11 protein-coding genes and 1 tRNA gene are annotated in these 15298 nt (G+C 45.6%); 8 read left to right on the top strand and 4 right to left on the bottom strand.

All coding sequences use genetic code 11. From position 1 onward, the window contains the following. The first annotated feature begins 92 nt into the window (after nt 1-92). Together LVJ86_RS05075 and LVJ86_RS05080 are read left to right on the top strand one after the other, a co-directional pair. Entirely contained in the window at nt 93-803 is a 711-nt protein-coding gene (locus tag LVJ86_RS05075) for an AzlC family ABC transporter permease (RefSeq protein ID WP_047761370.1), read from the top strand. Then, the gene (locus LVJ86_RS05080; RefSeq protein ID WP_047761336.1) at nt 800-1099 is read left to right on the top strand and encodes an AzlD family protein; all 300 of its coding nucleotides are present in this window, start codon (nt 800-802) and stop codon (nt 1097-1099) included. Before LVJ86_RS05075 ends, LVJ86_RS05080 begins: the two co-directional genes overlap by 4 nt. Nucleotides 1100-1588: 489 nt before the next feature. Here LVJ86_RS05080 and LVJ86_RS05085 read toward each other — a convergent pair. Continuing rightward, nucleotides 1589-1664, bottom strand: a tRNA-Asn gene (locus LVJ86_RS05085). Nucleotides 1665-1924: 260 nt separating this feature from the next. On the opposite strand from LVJ86_RS05085, the gene trmA reads away from it, so the two are divergent. Further along, nucleotides 1925-3013, top strand: coding sequence for a tRNA (uridine(54)-C5)-methyltransferase TrmA (gene trmA, locus LVJ86_RS05090; protein ID WP_047761337.1), 1089 nt, complete (start codon nt 1925-1927; stop codon nt 3011-3013). 72 nt (nt 3014-3085) lie between these two features. Here trmA and LVJ86_RS05095 read toward each other — a convergent pair whose 3' ends face one another. After that, nucleotides 3086-4027, bottom strand: a complete 942-nt coding sequence (locus LVJ86_RS05095; protein WP_047761338.1) for a bile acid:sodium symporter family protein — start codon at nt 4025-4027, stop codon at nt 3086-3088. Between the two features lie 138 nt (nt 4028-4165). On the opposite strand from LVJ86_RS05095, the gene LVJ86_RS05100 reads away from it, so the two are divergent. The 5 genes from LVJ86_RS05100 to lpdA all read left to right on the top strand — a co-directional run bounded on the left by LVJ86_RS05100 (nt 4166) and on the right by lpdA (nt 12536). Then, the gene (locus LVJ86_RS05100; protein ID WP_047761339.1) at nt 4166-4900 is read left to right on the top strand and encodes an SDR family NAD(P)-dependent oxidoreductase; all 735 of its coding nucleotides are present in this window, start codon (nt 4166-4168) and stop codon (nt 4898-4900) included. Nucleotides 4901-4996: 96 nt separating this feature from the next. Then, complete coding sequence (locus LVJ86_RS05105) at nt 4997-5620, top strand: Smr/MutS family protein (RefSeq protein WP_047761340.1); 624 nt, start codon at nt 4997-4999, stop codon at nt 5618-5620. Between the two features lie 579 nt (nt 5621-6199). Next, the gene (gene aceE / locus LVJ86_RS05110) at nt 6200-8878 is read left to right on the top strand and encodes a pyruvate dehydrogenase (acetyl-transferring), homodimeric type (protein ID WP_047761341.1); all 2679 of its coding nucleotides are present in this window, start codon (nt 6200-6202) and stop codon (nt 8876-8878) included. A gap of 128 nt (nt 8879-9006) precedes the next feature. Continuing rightward, nucleotides 9007-10653, top strand: a complete 1647-nt coding sequence (aceF, locus tag LVJ86_RS05115; RefSeq protein ID WP_047761342.1) for a dihydrolipoyllysine-residue acetyltransferase — start codon at nt 9007-9009, stop codon at nt 10651-10653. Nucleotides 10654-10742: 89 nt separating this feature from the next. Continuing rightward, a complete protein-coding gene (lpdA, locus tag LVJ86_RS05120; RefSeq protein ID WP_047761343.1) occupies nt 10743-12536 on the top strand; it encodes a dihydrolipoyl dehydrogenase in 1794 nt (597 codons plus the stop codon). Between the two features lie 298 nt (nt 12537-12834). Here the strand turns inward: lpdA and LVJ86_RS05125 are convergent, their stop codons facing one another. Together LVJ86_RS05125 and LVJ86_RS05130 are read right to left on the bottom strand one after the other, a co-directional pair. Next, entirely contained in the window at nt 12835-13635 is an 801-nt protein-coding gene (locus tag LVJ86_RS05125; protein ID WP_047761344.1) for a DUF4198 domain-containing protein, read from the bottom strand. Between the two features lie 296 nt (nt 13636-13931). Then, nucleotides 13932-15242, bottom strand: coding sequence for a hypothetical protein (locus LVJ86_RS05130; RefSeq protein WP_053008345.1), 1311 nt, complete (start codon nt 15240-15242; stop codon nt 13932-13934). Nucleotides 15243-15298: the final 56 nt, after the last annotated feature.

The following is a 15298-nucleotide window of genomic DNA, read 5'->3' on the forward strand; positions in this document are numbered from 1 at the left end:
GAGTCGAAAAGATATCGGATGTCTCTTTGTGTCGGCATCAGGATATTTCATTTATACTTTATCTTTTTAAACCGTTTTAAGCTATGGTGCGGATAAATCAACCGGACTCCCCTCGGAGTGAATTTTTCAGAGGAATGAAAGACTGCTTGCCGATATTGGTAGGCATCTTGCCGTTTGCATTGATTTTGGGGGTACAAGGTGGTCAAAAAGGAATGACCATAGTGGAAATGCCATTGATGGCAGGCTTGAATTTTGCCGGAGGCTCGGAATTCGCTGCGGTAGGCTTGTGGCAGCACCCGTTACCGATTGTATTGATTTTGGCCGTTACCTTTATGATCAATACCCGGCATATTTTGATGGGTGCGGCATTGGCTCCTTATATCCGCCATATGCCGATGAAAAAAGTATTGCCGTTATTGTTTGTCATGACTGATGAAAGTTGGGCTATGGCTTTTGCAGATATCAACCGCCGAAAGGCCGCCGGTTTGCCTGCTTTCAGCCTATTTTATTATTGGGGGGTGAGTATAGCCCTGTATGTGGTATGGATCATCTTTACCACGCTGGGTACCGCCATAGGTCCCTCGCTCGGCAATATTGCGTCCTGGGGTTTTGCAATGGCTTTTCCCGCCGTATTTTTAGTGTTGCTAAAAGGCATGTGGAAAGGCTGGTATGCAGCCCGCCCATGGTTGGTTAGCCTCTTGGTTGCGGCTTTTATTTATCGTTTTTCAGACGGCATTTGGTACGTGCCGGCAGGAGCGGTTGCCGGGTTGACGGCAGCTTACTTTTGGGCGGAACCGTCATGATATCGCTTGATTCGTTGATAACCATATTGGGCATGCTGGCGGTTACGTACACTACGCGCTTGATCGGTTTTTTTGCTTTGAGAAACCGTTCTCTGAGCCCGAAAGCGGCAGCAGTTTTAGATGCGGCTCCGGGCTGTGTACTAATAGCCGTAATAGCGCCTTATTTCGTGACCGATAAACCGCATGAATTAGCTGCTATGGCGGTAACGCTCTGTACAGCACGATATTTCGGTATGCTGCCTACGGTTTTGGCAGCTGTTGGATCAGCTGCTTTGTTTGGCCAAGTATTCGGGTGAAAATTAAAAATCTACAATGAAGAAAACTAAGTATTGCCTATCAAAACTTTTGATTTATTTAAGAAATGGTTTATGCCCCGACTTTGTATACGGTTGCTACCTAAATGTGAAAAGAAAATCTTAACCGGTTAATTTTTAACCGAATAATGTGGGTTATCTCATCAAAGAGATAAAAATTCAGTAGAGTATAGAAACTAATAAAAAAGCAGCCATAAGGTTGCTTTTTTATATCCGCAGGAGAAGTGGTTAACGCTTAGTTAATTAGCTAGTAGCAAATTGCTTTTCCACATCGGTGAGCTTTTTTGCATAATATCTAACGCTGTAGATGTTTCAAAGATAGGGATATTTTTTAGATGCTTTCGTCATATGGAAGAATATCCGGCCAAACTGGGCAGACGGCTTGAATGGATTAATCCAAATAGAGGAGCAGAAGTTAAATGATAGTTAAAAAATAAAAAAGCCCAAACGATTGTTTGGGCTTTTAAAATTTGGCTCCCCGACCTGGGCTCGAACCAGGGACCTGCGGATTAACAGTCCGTCGCTCTACCGACTGAGCTATCGGGGAAGAAGCACGCATTATAGCGTTGATAAAAAAAGTGTCAATCAATTCAGCGAAATTTTTTTATGATTTTTAAATAAAAATTTGAATTTTAAAATAATTTATTTTTCTAGGTAGTATTCTTAATTTTTGTGGCTAGTATTGGGCTATTTGATTTTTCAGACGGCCTTATTTGTAATGAATAAGAGCGCTTCTTAGTTAGTAGTGGCGACAACAAACAGTGATTTCCGTATAATCGCAGCCGGAAAAAAGAATATGGAAATTTTATGGCAGGTATTTCTTATCAGCAGCAACTAGCAGAAAAAAAAGAATATATTCGAAAATTATTTGAGGATTTGGCAACTCCCGAATTGGAGGTGTTTGAATCACCCTCAAAATACTATCGTATGCGTGCAGAATTCAGAGTATGGCACGAGGGGGAGGTGTGTTTCTATGCGATGTTTGAACCGGGTAAGAAAGCGGGCGGCGCATCTTTAATCCGTTGCGATCAATTTGATACCGCACACAGCAGTATTAATGACATGATGCCTAGGCTGATGGCTGCTGTGACTGATAATCCTGTACTGAAAAATCGTTGGTATGCGGTCGAGTTTTTAGCCACTTTAAGTGGCGAAATGCTGCTTACGATGATTTACCATAAAAAGCTTGATGAAGAATGGCAAGCAGCCGCTCGGGCTTTGCAAGAAGAGCTTGGTATATGGATTATCGGCCGAAGCAGAGGGCAAAAAGTAATCTTAACTCAAGATTTTGTTACCGAGCGTCTGCAAGTGGGAGAGCGCGTATTTGTTTATCGTCAGCTGGAAGGCGGTTTTACGCAACCGAATGCGGAAGTATGTCAAAAAATGCTGGCATGGGCTTGTGATTGTGCCGAAGGCTTGGGTGGCGATATGCTGGAGCTTTATTGTGGAAACGGTAATTTCACTTTGCCTTTGGCAACCCGATTCAAGCATGTATTGGCAACCGAAGTGTCGAAAACTTCGGTAAATGCGGCCTTATGGAATATTCAGGCCAATGATTGCGATAATGTGCAGATCGTAAGGCTTTCTGCCGAAGAGTTTACCGAGGCGTATACGGGCAACCGTGCATTCCGCCGGTTGCAGGAACAAGGTATCGCATTAGCTGATTATGAGTTTTCAACGATTTTTGTTGATCCGCCGAGAGCCGGTGTGGATGATGAAACTTTAAAATTGGTCGCACAATTTGAGAATGTGATTTATATATCCTGCAATCCTGAAACCTTGCATGATAATTTGGTGAAACTGAATGCTACGCATACTATCGAACGCATGGCTTTATTTGATCAGTTTCCGTTTACCCACCATATTGAAAGCGGCGTGTTGCTGAAAAAGCGTTAAAATTAATATTATATTTTAATGAACAATGCCGTCTGAATTTTCAGACGGCATTGTTTTCATGCAAGATACTTTTTATGAGGATGATTTGTCATCGGCCTTACGCGCCCAATATGAAGCCAGCAGAGAGCCGGAAATATTATGCCATACGCTGAATAAGGCACTGGGAACTGCTGCCAGAGGGGTGAAATAGGCTGCAGCCAGTGCGGCGCCCAAGCCTGAGTTTTGCATGCCGACTTCAATGGAAAGGGTTTTCTGGGCATCGTAAGGTAATTTGCACAGCTTTGCGGTTAAAAAACCGAGCAGGTAACCGATACCGTTATGTAATACTACCACGGCAAAAATCAATAAGCCGCTTTCGATAATTTTAGGCTTACTGGCGCCGATAATTGCACCGATAATCAAAACGATAGAAAGCACCGAAACCAAAGGAAGCAAGCCGTTGGCGGCTTCTGTTTGTTTTTTCAGAAGCATATGTGCCAAAAGCCCTAAAACAATAGGCAGCAATACGATTTGGAGAATCGATACAAACATAGATGTGGCTGAAATTTCCAGCCATTGATTAGCTAATAAGTAAAACACCGCAGGTGTCAATATCGGAGCCAATAATGTGGAAACCGAAGTAACGGCTACCGAAAGCGCCACATTACCGCGTGCCAAATAGGTAATTACGTTAGAAGCGGTACCGCCGGGACAAGAACCAACCAAAATCACCCCGATAGCAATTTCTGCAGGCAGATCCAGACCTACCGCAAGTGCATAAGCCACCAACGGCATGATTATGAATTGGGCAGCTACGCCGATTAAAACAGCTTTGGGGTGTTGGCCGAGAATTTTGAAGTCGGCAGGAGAGAGCGTCATGCCCATACCAAACATAATAATGCCCAATAGCCACGGAATATAAGGTAAAGCCCATTTAAATGTTTCTGGAAAGAGGAAACCGATTAAAGCAAATAAAGCGGCCCATACTGCAAAAGTGCGGCCGACAAACTGACTGAATTTCAATAAAGCATTCATAAAAACGATAAATAAAATAAAAGAAAAGGCGTAGCTTACGCCGAATCGGGCAATTATAAAAGCATTGGATATATACCAATTTGGTGAAAATGGAGTGAAAGCGTAAAATATTGCCCCTAAAATATTAGGGTATGAATTATGACGCAAAAAGTAATTATCAGCGGCCATAGCAGTGGATTAGGTAAGGCATTGGCTACTTATTATGCGGAAAAAGGCGCGGCTGTCTTGGGTATTGCCCGCAGAAAATCAGCAGATTTGATGGAAAATATACAGCAAATCAGTTTGGATTTAAGTGATACGGCGGCTTTGCAAAATTTTTGCCGACAACCCGTATTGGCGGAATTTACCGCAAATGCGTCCGAAGTCATTTTGATTAATAATGCGGCTACAGTTTTGCCTAATGCATTGTTAGGCCGGCAAAATGATATGGAGATTGCCGCGGGGGTAGGCTTAAACATTACCGCGCCTTTAATTTTGAGCAATATGATGATACGGGCAACAAATGGCCGCGCATTAAAAATTATCCATATCAGCAGCGGAGCTGGGCGTAAGCCGTATCCGGGATGGAGCGTATATGGGGCAACCAAGGCCGCACTTGATCATCATGCATTGTGTGTAGCGGCAGAACAGCATGAAAATGTGCGGATTGCCAGTATTGCCCCCGGCGTAGTGGATACCGATATGCAGGCGCAAATTCGTAGCGCCGATGAGTCGAGTTTTCCAATGAGGCCGTACTTTGAAGCTTTAAAAACAGAGGGTAGTTTGGTCGGGCCGCGGCAAACCGTAGAAAGAATTGCAGCTATGATCGAAGATAAAGACTTTGGCAGGTATGTACTTGCCGATGTGCGTGATTATTGCAGCATAAATAAATAATACTGAATAATTATAGAGAGGCTAATATCGTTTCAGACGGCCTTTAAATTCAGATGCCGTCTGAAATAATATAACTGTTTGGATTTGGAAATAATCATGGTTCAAGATTTTCAAGAAGCATTAAAGCAATTGGGCAAACAAGCCAAGCAGGCAGCTGAAGAACGTGCAAAAGTTGAGGCAGAGGCAAAGCGCAAAGCGGCTGAAGAAATAAGTTTTGCCCAGGCTGTCGGCGGTGGGGTAGTTCCTTTAAAAAACACCAACCGTTATATGCCCCCGCGCGATACTAGCCCGATCAAGCCCCGCCAGAAGCAGGATACAGGTTTATCCCAAGAAGATTATTTTTATGTGGGCGACAGTTTATACGAAGACGATGTGCCGCCAACATTCAGTAAAAACGGGCAGGGCAAAAATGATATCCGCCGCTTGCAAAGCGGGCATTGGCCGGTAGTTGCCGATGTCGATTTACACGGCTATACGCAGGAAGAAGCCCAACAAGTATTGAATGAGTTTATTGAATTTTTAGCTGCCCACGGTGTGTGCGGTGAAATTGTGCACGGCAGCGGTTTGGGTTCGTCGGGTTATAAACCGCGTTTGAAAATGCTGGTACGCCGCTGGTTGATGGCTCACCCTGATGTATTGGCTTATGCCGAACCGCACAAAGGAAATGACGGTGCGGTTAGGATATTGATACGCCGCCGTAATCGTCATCAAGAAGGATAAACAGCAGAAATTCTGGATTCCGAATGACAAGCAATGCCGTCTGAATGTTTTCAGACGGCATTTATTTTTGGAAATATTCAAATTAAGACTGTATTTTAGAGAGGGCTTAATAAGGTCGGTAATTCGTTTTGGCTATTTTTATTTACCCGTTTTAACGATTTGAGCCTTAACTCCAATCCGGGCGCTTTTTTGTGGGTTGTAATGTTCAAAATGTGTGAAAATTATTTTCTATTTAGAAAAATATAAAAGAGAATTTAGATTCTGATTGTTGAAAAGTGAAAATAATTCACAAATTAATGATTGAAAAGATACTTTTTTATAGATTTTATCAGCAGTATATTTGCCAGAATTACAGTTTGCTGATACGATTTGCAAGCATATTGCCGTTATTGCGGCTGCTATATTCAGATGTTTTTGAAAACATGGAGTTTTGCAGCTGAGTGATGGTTTCGCTATTCTGATGCAGCACCCCGAGAGCAGCCGTCCGTCAGTAGAAATGTTCGGTTGCAGTTCACAAACGAAAATGAGCGGTAGTGTTTGAGCTGCCGCACCCATAACTCATCAACTGAAGGGATAATCATGTCTACCCAAACCAACGATGTTCATGACATTGATCCGATTGAAACCCAGGAGTGGCTTGACGCGCTGAGTTCCGTTTTGGAAAACGAAGGCACCGAGCGCGCCCATTTCCTGCTGGAAAACCTGGTGAAATATACCCGTCGTCGCGGTGTACACTTGCCATTCGACGCCACTACCGCCTACTTGAATACCATTCCGGTCGGCAAAGAGCAAAAATCACCCGGCAATCAGGAGCTGGAACACCGAATTCGTTCGATTATCCGTTGGAACGCCGCCGCTATGGTGTTGCGTGCCGGTAAAAAAGATTTGGAATTAGGCGGCCATATCGCTTCGTTCCAATCCGCCGCTACACTTTATGATGTAGGTTTCAACCATTTCTGGCGTGCCAAAGGTGATGATGTTGAAGGCGATATGATTTTCGTTCAAGGCCATTCTGCACCCGGCATTTACGCCCGTGCCTTCGTAGAAGGCCGCCTCACTGAAGAGCAGTTGGATAACTTCCGCCAGGAGGTAGACGGCAAGGGTTTGTCTTCTTACCCGCACCCCCATTTGATGCCTGACTTCTGGCAGTTCCCCACCGTGTCTATGGGCTTAGGCCCCCTGATGGCGATTTACCAAGCGCGCTTCCTGAAATATTTGGATTCGCGCGGCTTGAGCAAAACCAAAGGCCGTAAAGTGTGGGTATTCTGCGGCGACGGCGAGATGGACGAACCGGAAAGCCAAGGTGCTATCGCATTGGCTGCCCGTGAAGGTTTGGACAACCTGATTTTCGTGATCAACTGTAACTTACAACGCCTTGACGGCCCCGTACGCGGTAACGGCAAAATCATTCAAGAGTTGGAAGGCAACTTCCGCGGTGCCGGCTGGAACGTATTGAAAGTGATTTGGGGCAGCCGCTGGGATGCTCTTTTGGCGCGTGATACCGATAACGAACTCAAAGCCCGTATGGATGAATGCTTGGACGGCGACTACCAGACTTATAAATCCAAAGACGGTGCCTACGTGCGCGAGCACTTCTTCAACACCCCGAGTTTGAAAGCCATGGTGGCGAATATGTCCGACGCTGAAATTTGGGCGTTGAACCGTGGTGGTCATGATCCTCACAAAGTATATGCAGCTTATTACGAAGCCGTGAACAACCCCGACGGCCGTCCGACCGTGATCTTGGCCAAAACCATTAAAGGTTACGGTATGGGACATGCCGGAGAAGGTCAAAACGTTGCACACCAAGCCAAAAAAATGGATACAGAATCGCTGAAACAATTCCGTACCCGTTTTGACATACCGGTAACCGACGAGCAAATCGAAAGCGGCAACATTCCTTACTACCGTTTCCCTGAAGACAGCGAAGAAATGCGCTATCTGCGCGAACGCCGCAATTCATTGGGCGGCTATCTGCCTCAGCGTAATCCGAATACCGAAGCATTGCCTGTACCTTCGCTGGACGCATTCGATGCACAACTTCAAGCCAGCGGCGACCGTGAGTTCTCCACTACCATGGCGTTTGTGCGTATTCTGAGCACCCTGTTGAAAGACAAACAAATCGGTAAACGCATCGTACCGATCGTACCTGATGAAAGCCGCACTTTCGGTATGGAAGGTATGTTCCGCCAATACGGTATTTGGAACCCGAAAGGCCAACAATACACCCCGCAAGATAAAGACCAGCTGATGTTCTATAAAGAATCGGTTGATGGTCAGATTTTGCAGGAAGGTATTAACGAACCGGGCGCGATGGCTGACTGGATTGCCGCGGCAACCAGCTATGCCAACAACCATTTCGCCATGATTCCGTTCTATATTTATTATTCAATGTTTGGTTTCCAACGTGTCGGCGACTTGGCTTGGGCGGCAGGCGATATGCACGCACGGGGCTTCCTGTTGGGTGGTACTGCAGGCCGTACGACCTTGAACGGCGAAGGTTTGCAGCACGAAGACGGACACAGCCACATTCAAGCTGATCTGATTCCGAACTGTATTTCTTACGATCCGACTTACTCTTATGAGTTGGCCGTGATTATCCAAGACGGTTTGCGTCGTATGTATGTAGAAAACCAAGATGTGTTCTACTACATCACGTTGATGAACGAAAACTACGCACATCCTGCCTTGCCTCAACGCGAAGGTATCGAAGAGCAAATCCTCAAAGGTATGTACCTGCTTAAAGCCGGCGGTAACGGTGATAAGAAAGTACAGTTGATGGGCTCCGGCGTGATTCTGAATGAAGTAATCAAAGGTGCCGAATTGCTGAAAAACGATTTCGGCGTAGATGCCGATATTTGGTCGGTGCCTTCGTTCAATCTGCTGTACCGCGATGCTATCGAGGCCGAGCGTTTCAACCGTCTCAATCCGTTGGCAGATCAACAAGTACCGTTCGTGACCCAACAGCTGAAAGGACACGAAGGTCCGGTAATCGCATCTACCGACTACATCCGTAGCTTTGCCGATCGCGTACGCGCTTATATCCCGAATGATTACTATGTTTTGGGTACCGATGGTTTCGGCCGCAGTGATTCACGCGCCAACTTGCGTGATTTCTTCGAAGTAGACAGCCGCCATGTTGCCGTTTCAGCATTGAACGCTTTGGCCGAACAAGGCAAAGTCAGCAAAGAAACCGTACAACAAGCGATTGAAAAATACGGTATCAAAACCGATACCGCACCGAGCTGGAAGCGCTAAAACGCATAATTTTCAGACGGCCTTTTCCTTTTAATGAGGCCGTCTGAAAACAGCCTGAAATCAGATCGTTTTAACAAATAAACCGGTATGCAAGCCAAATAAGCTTGCTGCTGTTAAAGGAAAGCACGATGAGCCAAATCGTAGAAATCAAAGTACCCGATATCGGCGGTCATGAAAATGTCGATGTGATCGATGTAGCCGTTAAGGTTGGCGACACCATTGCCGCAGATGATACCCTGATTACCCTCGAAACCGACAAAGCCACTATGGATGTACCTTCTGATACCTCTGGTGTGGTGAAAGAAGTGAAAGTAAACGTAGGTGACAAAGTTTCTGAAGGAAGCGTTATCGTTACCGTAGAAGCTGTCGCCGGGGATACAGCTGAAACCCAAGCTGTAGAAAAAGTTGAAGAGCAGCCGAAAGCCCCTGAACCGGTGCCTGCCGCACAGGCTAATACGCCTGCATCAACTGTTAAAGTAGAAGTACCCGATATCGGCGGTCATGAAAATGTCGATGTGATTGCCGTTGAAGTAAAAGTAGGCGATACCGTATCGGCTGACGACACTTTGATTACATTGGAAACCGACAAAGCCACTATGGATGTGCCCAGCACAGCTGCTGGCGTTGTGAAAGCCGTTTTCATCAAAGTAGGCGACAAAGTATCGCAAGGCACTGTGATTATCGAACTCGAAGCCGAAGGTGCGGCAGCGCCTGCTCCTCAAGCGGTTGCCTCTGCATCTGTTGCCGAAGCACCAAAGGCTCCCGTATCTGTTGCGGCTCCCGCTGCAACTTCGGCGGAGGTAGCTCCCAAAGCTGCTTTTGGCAATACGCCTGTTAACGAAGCGGCATTTGCCAAAGCACATGCCGGTCCGTCGGCCCGCAAACTGGCGCGCGAACTCGGCGTAGATCTGAGCTTGGTCAGCGGTACAGGCTTGAAGGGCCGCATTATCGGCGAAGACATCAAAGCTTTTGTTAAAGCAGCCATGCAGGGTGGCGCAGGAAAAGGCGCACCGGTTGCCGCAGCTGCATCTTTGGGCGGAGGTTTGGATCTGCTGCCGTGGCCGAAAGTGGATTTCAGTAAATTCGGTGAAATCGAAGTCAAAGAACTCAGCCGTATTAAGAAAATTTCCGGCCAGAATCTTTCCCGCAACTGGGTGGTTATTCCCCATGTTACCGTGAACGAAGATGCGGATATGACCGAGCTGGAAGAGTTCCGCAAGCAGCTGAATAAAGAGTGGGAGCGCGAAGGCATTAAGATGTCGCCCCTGGCATTTATCATTAAAGCTTCCGTAACTGCATTGAAAGCTTTCCCCGAGTTTAACTCTTCGCTGGACGGCGATAATCTTGTTCTGAAGAAATACTACAACATCGGTTTTGCGGCTGATACGCCAAACGGTTTGGTTGTTCCCGTGATTAAAGATGTTGATAAAAAAGGCTTGAAAGAAATTTCTCAAGAGTTGACCGAATTGTCGAAAAAAGCACGCGAAGGCAAGCTCAAACCACAGGAAATGCAAGGTGCGTGCTTTACTATTTCCAGCTTGGGCGGTATCGGCGGAACAGGGTTCACTCCGATTGTAAACGCTCCCGAAGTCGCTATTTTGGGTGTGTGCAAATCGCAAATCAAACCAGTATGGAACGGATCCGCTTTCGAACCGCGCTTGATGTGCCCGTTGAGCCTGTCGTTCGATCACCGCGTTATCGACGGTGCGGCCGGTATGCGTTTCACAGTATTCCTGGCGAACCTGTTGAAAGATTTCCGCCGCGTATTGGTATAACAAGGATCATTCAGACGGCCTTATTTGAAGGTAGGGCCGTCTGAATACCGATTTCAAGTGGTTTATACCGCTTGTCCGAAAGGTAAAACATGAGTTTGATTGAATTAAAAGTACCCGATATCGGCGGCCACGAAAATGTAGATATTATCGCCGTGGACATCAAAGCCGGTGACACGGTTGCTCTCGAAGACACCTTGATTACTTTGGAAACCGACAAAGCCACCATGGATGTGCCGGCTGATGTGGCAGGTGTAGTGAAAGAAGTTAAAGTAAAAGTAGGCGACAAAATTTCCGAAGGCGGCGTGATTGCCGTGCTTGAAGCGGCAGGAGCCGAAACGGCTGCGCCTAAAGCCAAAGAAAAAGCCGCTCAGGCAGCTGTTGAACAACCAATTACCGCCTCACCGGCACCGCAAGCCGCACAATTTGCCGGTTCAGCCGATGCTGAATACGATGTTGTTGTTTTGGGCGGCGGCCCCGGCGGTTATTCGGCGGCATTTGCGGCGGCTGATGAAGGTTTGAAAGTTGCCCTTATCGAACGCTACAACACTTTGGGCGGTGTCTGCTTGAATGTCGGCTGTATTCCTTCTAAAGCATTGTTACACAATGCCGCCGTAATCGATGAAGTACGCCATTTGGCTGCCAACGGTATTAAATATCCCGAGCCGGAGTTGGATATCGATATGTTGCGTGCTTACAAGGAAAAAGTAATCGGTAAGCTCACCACTGGCTTGAGCGGAATGGCAAAAGCCCGAAAAGTGGATGTGATTCAAGGTAACGGCCAATTTGTCGGTGCCAACCATATTGAAGTAGCACTGACCAACAGTGAAAAATATGAGCAAGCAGTAGAAACCGGCGAGAAGAAAACCGTTGCTTTTAAAAATTGTATTATCGCAGCCGGTAGCCGTGTAATGAATCTTCCCTTTATTCCGAAAGACCCTCGTATCATCGATTCTAGCGGTGCTTTGGAATTGCGCGAAGTTCCCGGAAAAATGCTGATTATCGGCGGCGGTATTATCGGCTTGGAAATGGGTACTGTATACAGCACTTTAGGGACGCGCTTGGATGTTGTCGAAATGATGGACGGCCTGATGCAAGGGGCTGATCGTGATTTGGTTAAAGTTTGGCAGAAGTTGAACGAATACCGTTTCGATAACATTATGCTCAATACTAAAACCGTAGCGGTTGATGCCAAAGAAGACGGTATTTATGTCAGCTTCGAAGGTGCCAATGCGCCTAAAGAGCCGGTTCGCTATGATGCCGTATTGGTAGCGGCTGGTCGTGCGCCTAATGGTAAATTGATTGGTGCGGAAAAAGCCGGTGTTGCCGTAACGGATCGCGGTTTTATCGAAGTCGACAAACAAATGCGTACTAATGTGCCGCATATTTACGCGATTGGCGATATTGTCGGTCAACCGATGTTGGCGCACAAGGCTGTACACGAAGGCCATGTGGCTGCTGAAAACTGTGCAGGTCATAAGGCTTATTTCGATGCCCGTGTAATTCCAGGTGTTGCTTATACCTCTCCGGAAGTCGCTTGGGTTGGCGTAACGGAAAGTGTTGCTAAAGAGCAAGGCCTGAAAATTACCAAAGCCAATTTCCCATGGGCAGCATCAGGCCGTGCCATTGCCAACGGTTGTGACCAAGGTTTCACCAAGCTGATTTTTGACGAAACAAGCGGCATGATTATCGGTGGCGGTATTGTCGGCCCGAATGCAGGCGACATGATCGGCGAAATCTGTTTGGCTATTGAGATGGGATGTGATGCCGCGGATATCGGTAAAACTATCCATCCTCATCCTACTTTAGGCGAAACCGTCAGTTTGGCTGCTGAGGTTGCATTAGGTACTTGTACCGATTTGCCGCCGCAGCGTAAGAAAAAATAACTGTTTTTATTGATAGGTTATTTTAAATTTAAAGGCCGTCTGAAGTTCAGACGGCCTTTATATATACTTATCTTATTGGCTATATTTAATTTATATGTGTTGCCAATAAAGCTGATTTTACTGTTAGAGGTTTAATTATCGTTCGGTTTTTTAGCAATTTGGGGTTAATTAACTGTCATTATAAAAAATATTTAAATTTTCTTCAGATTATGAATGGCCTTTCATCATAAAATTTAATGCCGTCTGAAAACTTTCAGACGGCATTTTGGGCCATTTTAAGATGAAAGTCTGTTATATCTTAGTGATGGTTATGGCCAATTTGAAAAGTCAGAGTCGTGTAGCTGGCGAGCTTTTGGCAGACTTTACTATCGGGGAAGTCGGATTTATGCACTACGCGGGCTTTCCAAAATCCTTGACGCAACGGGATGATTGAGGTGCTACCATCGGCAAGGGTGGTGTCAGAGAATGCTTGTGCCTCTAATTTGTGTACTTTTGAATTAATTTCGCTGAAGCCGTCGAAAGTAGCCGTTAAGGTGGCATCCGGCAATGGTTCGCCATTAAATAATACCCGTACCGGAAATGCTTCGCCTACTCGAATATTGGCCGGATTTTCTAAAGGAACAATTTCCAAGCCTTGTCCTACAGGGCGGGTAATAATTGATTTTCCTGCGCTGTTGTGACCGACATTGATAATATTTTTTGCGTACATACGTGTTTGTTCGCAATATTCGGCATCCGGCATTTCTGTCATATTCACTTGTTTCCAACCATTGCTGTTTTTTGACCAGAAAGTAGGTTGGTATGTACCCAATACTAAAAAGCTGCCTTCGGGTACGGGTTGCTTACTTTGAAATTGGTAGTTATGTTGGCCTTTTTGTATCAGGTTTTCGGTACCTTTTTCGGTAACGAGCTGTAAAGGTTGTTTGAAAATATGCAGCCGGTCTTTGGGAATAGGGGCTAATTCGGGAAAATCTCCATAGCCTAATTCGGCTTTTAAAATTTCACCGCCGTGGGTATGTGCGGTTTCTACCCAAATTTCATGGGCTTGAGCCGAACCGATTGCTGCGATCAGGGCGAGTAGGCTGAAAATTTTTTGCATGATGTTAACTCCGATTGACTATTTTTTGAAATGTTATACTGTAACATTTAAATTGTAAAGAGTATGTTGATGAGAAATGCAAGCAAAGTTTAACGCTATGGTGATAAATTCAGGGTGGAAAATATGCAGTTAACTTAGAAAAGGCTATATATTTGAGTTTTTCACCATTGATAAAACGGTGTGGAAAAAATGATTTACATGGTTTGAAATATCAAAATGCCGTCTGAAAATTTTCAGACGGCATTTTGATTGACAAAGCAAATATATGATTTATTTAACCACTAATAAAGACAGTATTACAGAGTAAGCGGATTCGGATATCGAGGCATATTTGAATATTGCTCGGCCAATTCTTTATTTAAATTATTTAAAGTATCTTGAAGGCTGAGATGCAATAGTTGGGTAATCCATTCAGCATTTACATCGTCTTGCTCTGCTAAGAGAGCGCGAATATCCAATGGTTTAGCTGCGCGGATGTGAGCTGTACGGCCGCCAACAGGACGCGGCACGAATTGATGCAGGCTGTTGAGCTTGCTACCCCATGCCAGGTGGTCATTACGCAAACGTTTGATACATTCGGCAAAATGTTCCTGCTGCCATGTTTCCTGTGTATAAGCTAAACGGGGTGTCCGCAGAATATATTCCAATTCTTTGCTGTGGCGGATAACGGTTTGATCTAAATTTTGCCCGTTTCTTTTAGCTTGGCGGATTGCGCTTATCATGGCTTCGGCTTGCTCTTCCAAACTGCCGTCAAATGTACCGAAGCTTTGTAGTGATTCAAGGAGTTGCTTGAGAAAAACAGATTGGGCCTCAAAAAAGTTGAGGTGCTTAGGCGGCTGGAGTCCTGATTTTTCAAACCGGAGCCATAAAACTTCCTTATATAGCCGTGATAGGCGGGCAGACAAACATGCTTGAGGCATAGATGGCAGTTTTAACTGTTTTTCCAACCGTATCATTTCAGCATGAAGGTTTTTTTCTTCATCACGGATAAATTTCAACTTCCATACAAGCGGCTGTATCAATACCGGACGGGAGCCTTGTGCGGCAGCTTGTAATGCCATTTTTGCTGCACCGGGAAAAATAGTATTGATACGGTCGCTTTGCCAATATACGCGGCCTTCCGGATGCAGCAATACCGGTGTGCCGGATTGGGCGGTCGCAACTGAATAGGCGAGAGCTTGATCTGTATTACCCGGTACTTGGGCAATCAGATGATTGGCAAGCCAGAATTTTTGGCCTATTTTACCCATACCGTTCACAATATCATGTGTAGCCCAACTGGCGGTATAGGGGACATAGCGGGCGGATATTTCTTTATCTATCATCCAATCCGTAAAAAATTCGGGATGATTTGGTGTGATAAAGGTACAGTTGCTGGCGTTTAAAGCGGCTTGCAGACGTATATGATCATAGGTGGGAATGTCGAAATGACGTATATCGCATAAGCCGCGGATAACAGGTAAACGGTTGAGTATGGGGATATCGCGTAACACGGGAATACCATAAAGGTTAATCAGGCGGTTGATGCCTGTCATAACATTAATTACGGCATGGTTGGGGCGAGGAGGGACAAATGTGTTTAGAAAAGATTTTTTATCGGTATCCATTTTTTCTTGTGTTGGGGGTAGAAAATACGTAGTGTAGTAGGAATGGCAGCCGTTAT

This window comes from Neisseria arctica (genome assembly GCF_022870905.1).
GTDB lineage: Bacteria > Pseudomonadota > Gammaproteobacteria > Burkholderiales > Neisseriaceae > Neisseria > Neisseria arctica.

What these genes read in the sequence shown, in the direction of transcription:
- LVJ86_RS05080 (WP_047761336.1), top strand. Translation starts at nt 800, where the DNA reads ATGATATCGCTTGATTCGTTGATAACCATATTGGGCATGCTGGCGGTT.
- trmA (WP_047761337.1), top strand. Translation starts at nt 1,925, where the DNA reads ATGGCAGGTATTTCTTATCAGCAGCAACTAGCAGAAAAAAAAGAATAT.
- LVJ86_RS05095 (WP_047761338.1), bottom strand. Translation starts at nt 4,027, where the DNA reads ATGAATGCTTTATTGAAATTCAGTCAGTTTGTCGGCCGCACTTTTGCA.
- LVJ86_RS05100 (WP_047761339.1), top strand. Translation starts at nt 4,166, where the DNA reads ATGACGCAAAAAGTAATTATCAGCGGCCATAGCAGTGGATTAGGTAAG.
- LVJ86_RS05105 (WP_047761340.1), top strand. Translation starts at nt 4,997, where the DNA reads ATGGTTCAAGATTTTCAAGAAGCATTAAAGCAATTGGGCAAACAAGCC.
- aceE (WP_047761341.1), top strand. Translation starts at nt 6,200, where the DNA reads ATGTCTACCCAAACCAACGATGTTCATGACATTGATCCGATTGAAACC.
- aceF (WP_047761342.1), top strand. Translation starts at nt 9,007, where the DNA reads ATGAGCCAAATCGTAGAAATCAAAGTACCCGATATCGGCGGTCATGAA.
- lpdA (WP_047761343.1), top strand. Translation starts at nt 10,743, where the DNA reads ATGAGTTTGATTGAATTAAAAGTACCCGATATCGGCGGCCACGAAAAT.
- LVJ86_RS05125 (WP_047761344.1), bottom strand. Translation starts at nt 13,635, where the DNA reads ATGCAAAAAATTTTCAGCCTACTCGCCCTGATCGCAGCAATCGGTTCG.
- LVJ86_RS05130 (WP_053008345.1), bottom strand. Translation starts at nt 15,242, where the DNA reads ATGGATACCGATAAAAAATCTTTTCTAAACACATTTGTCCCTCCTCGC.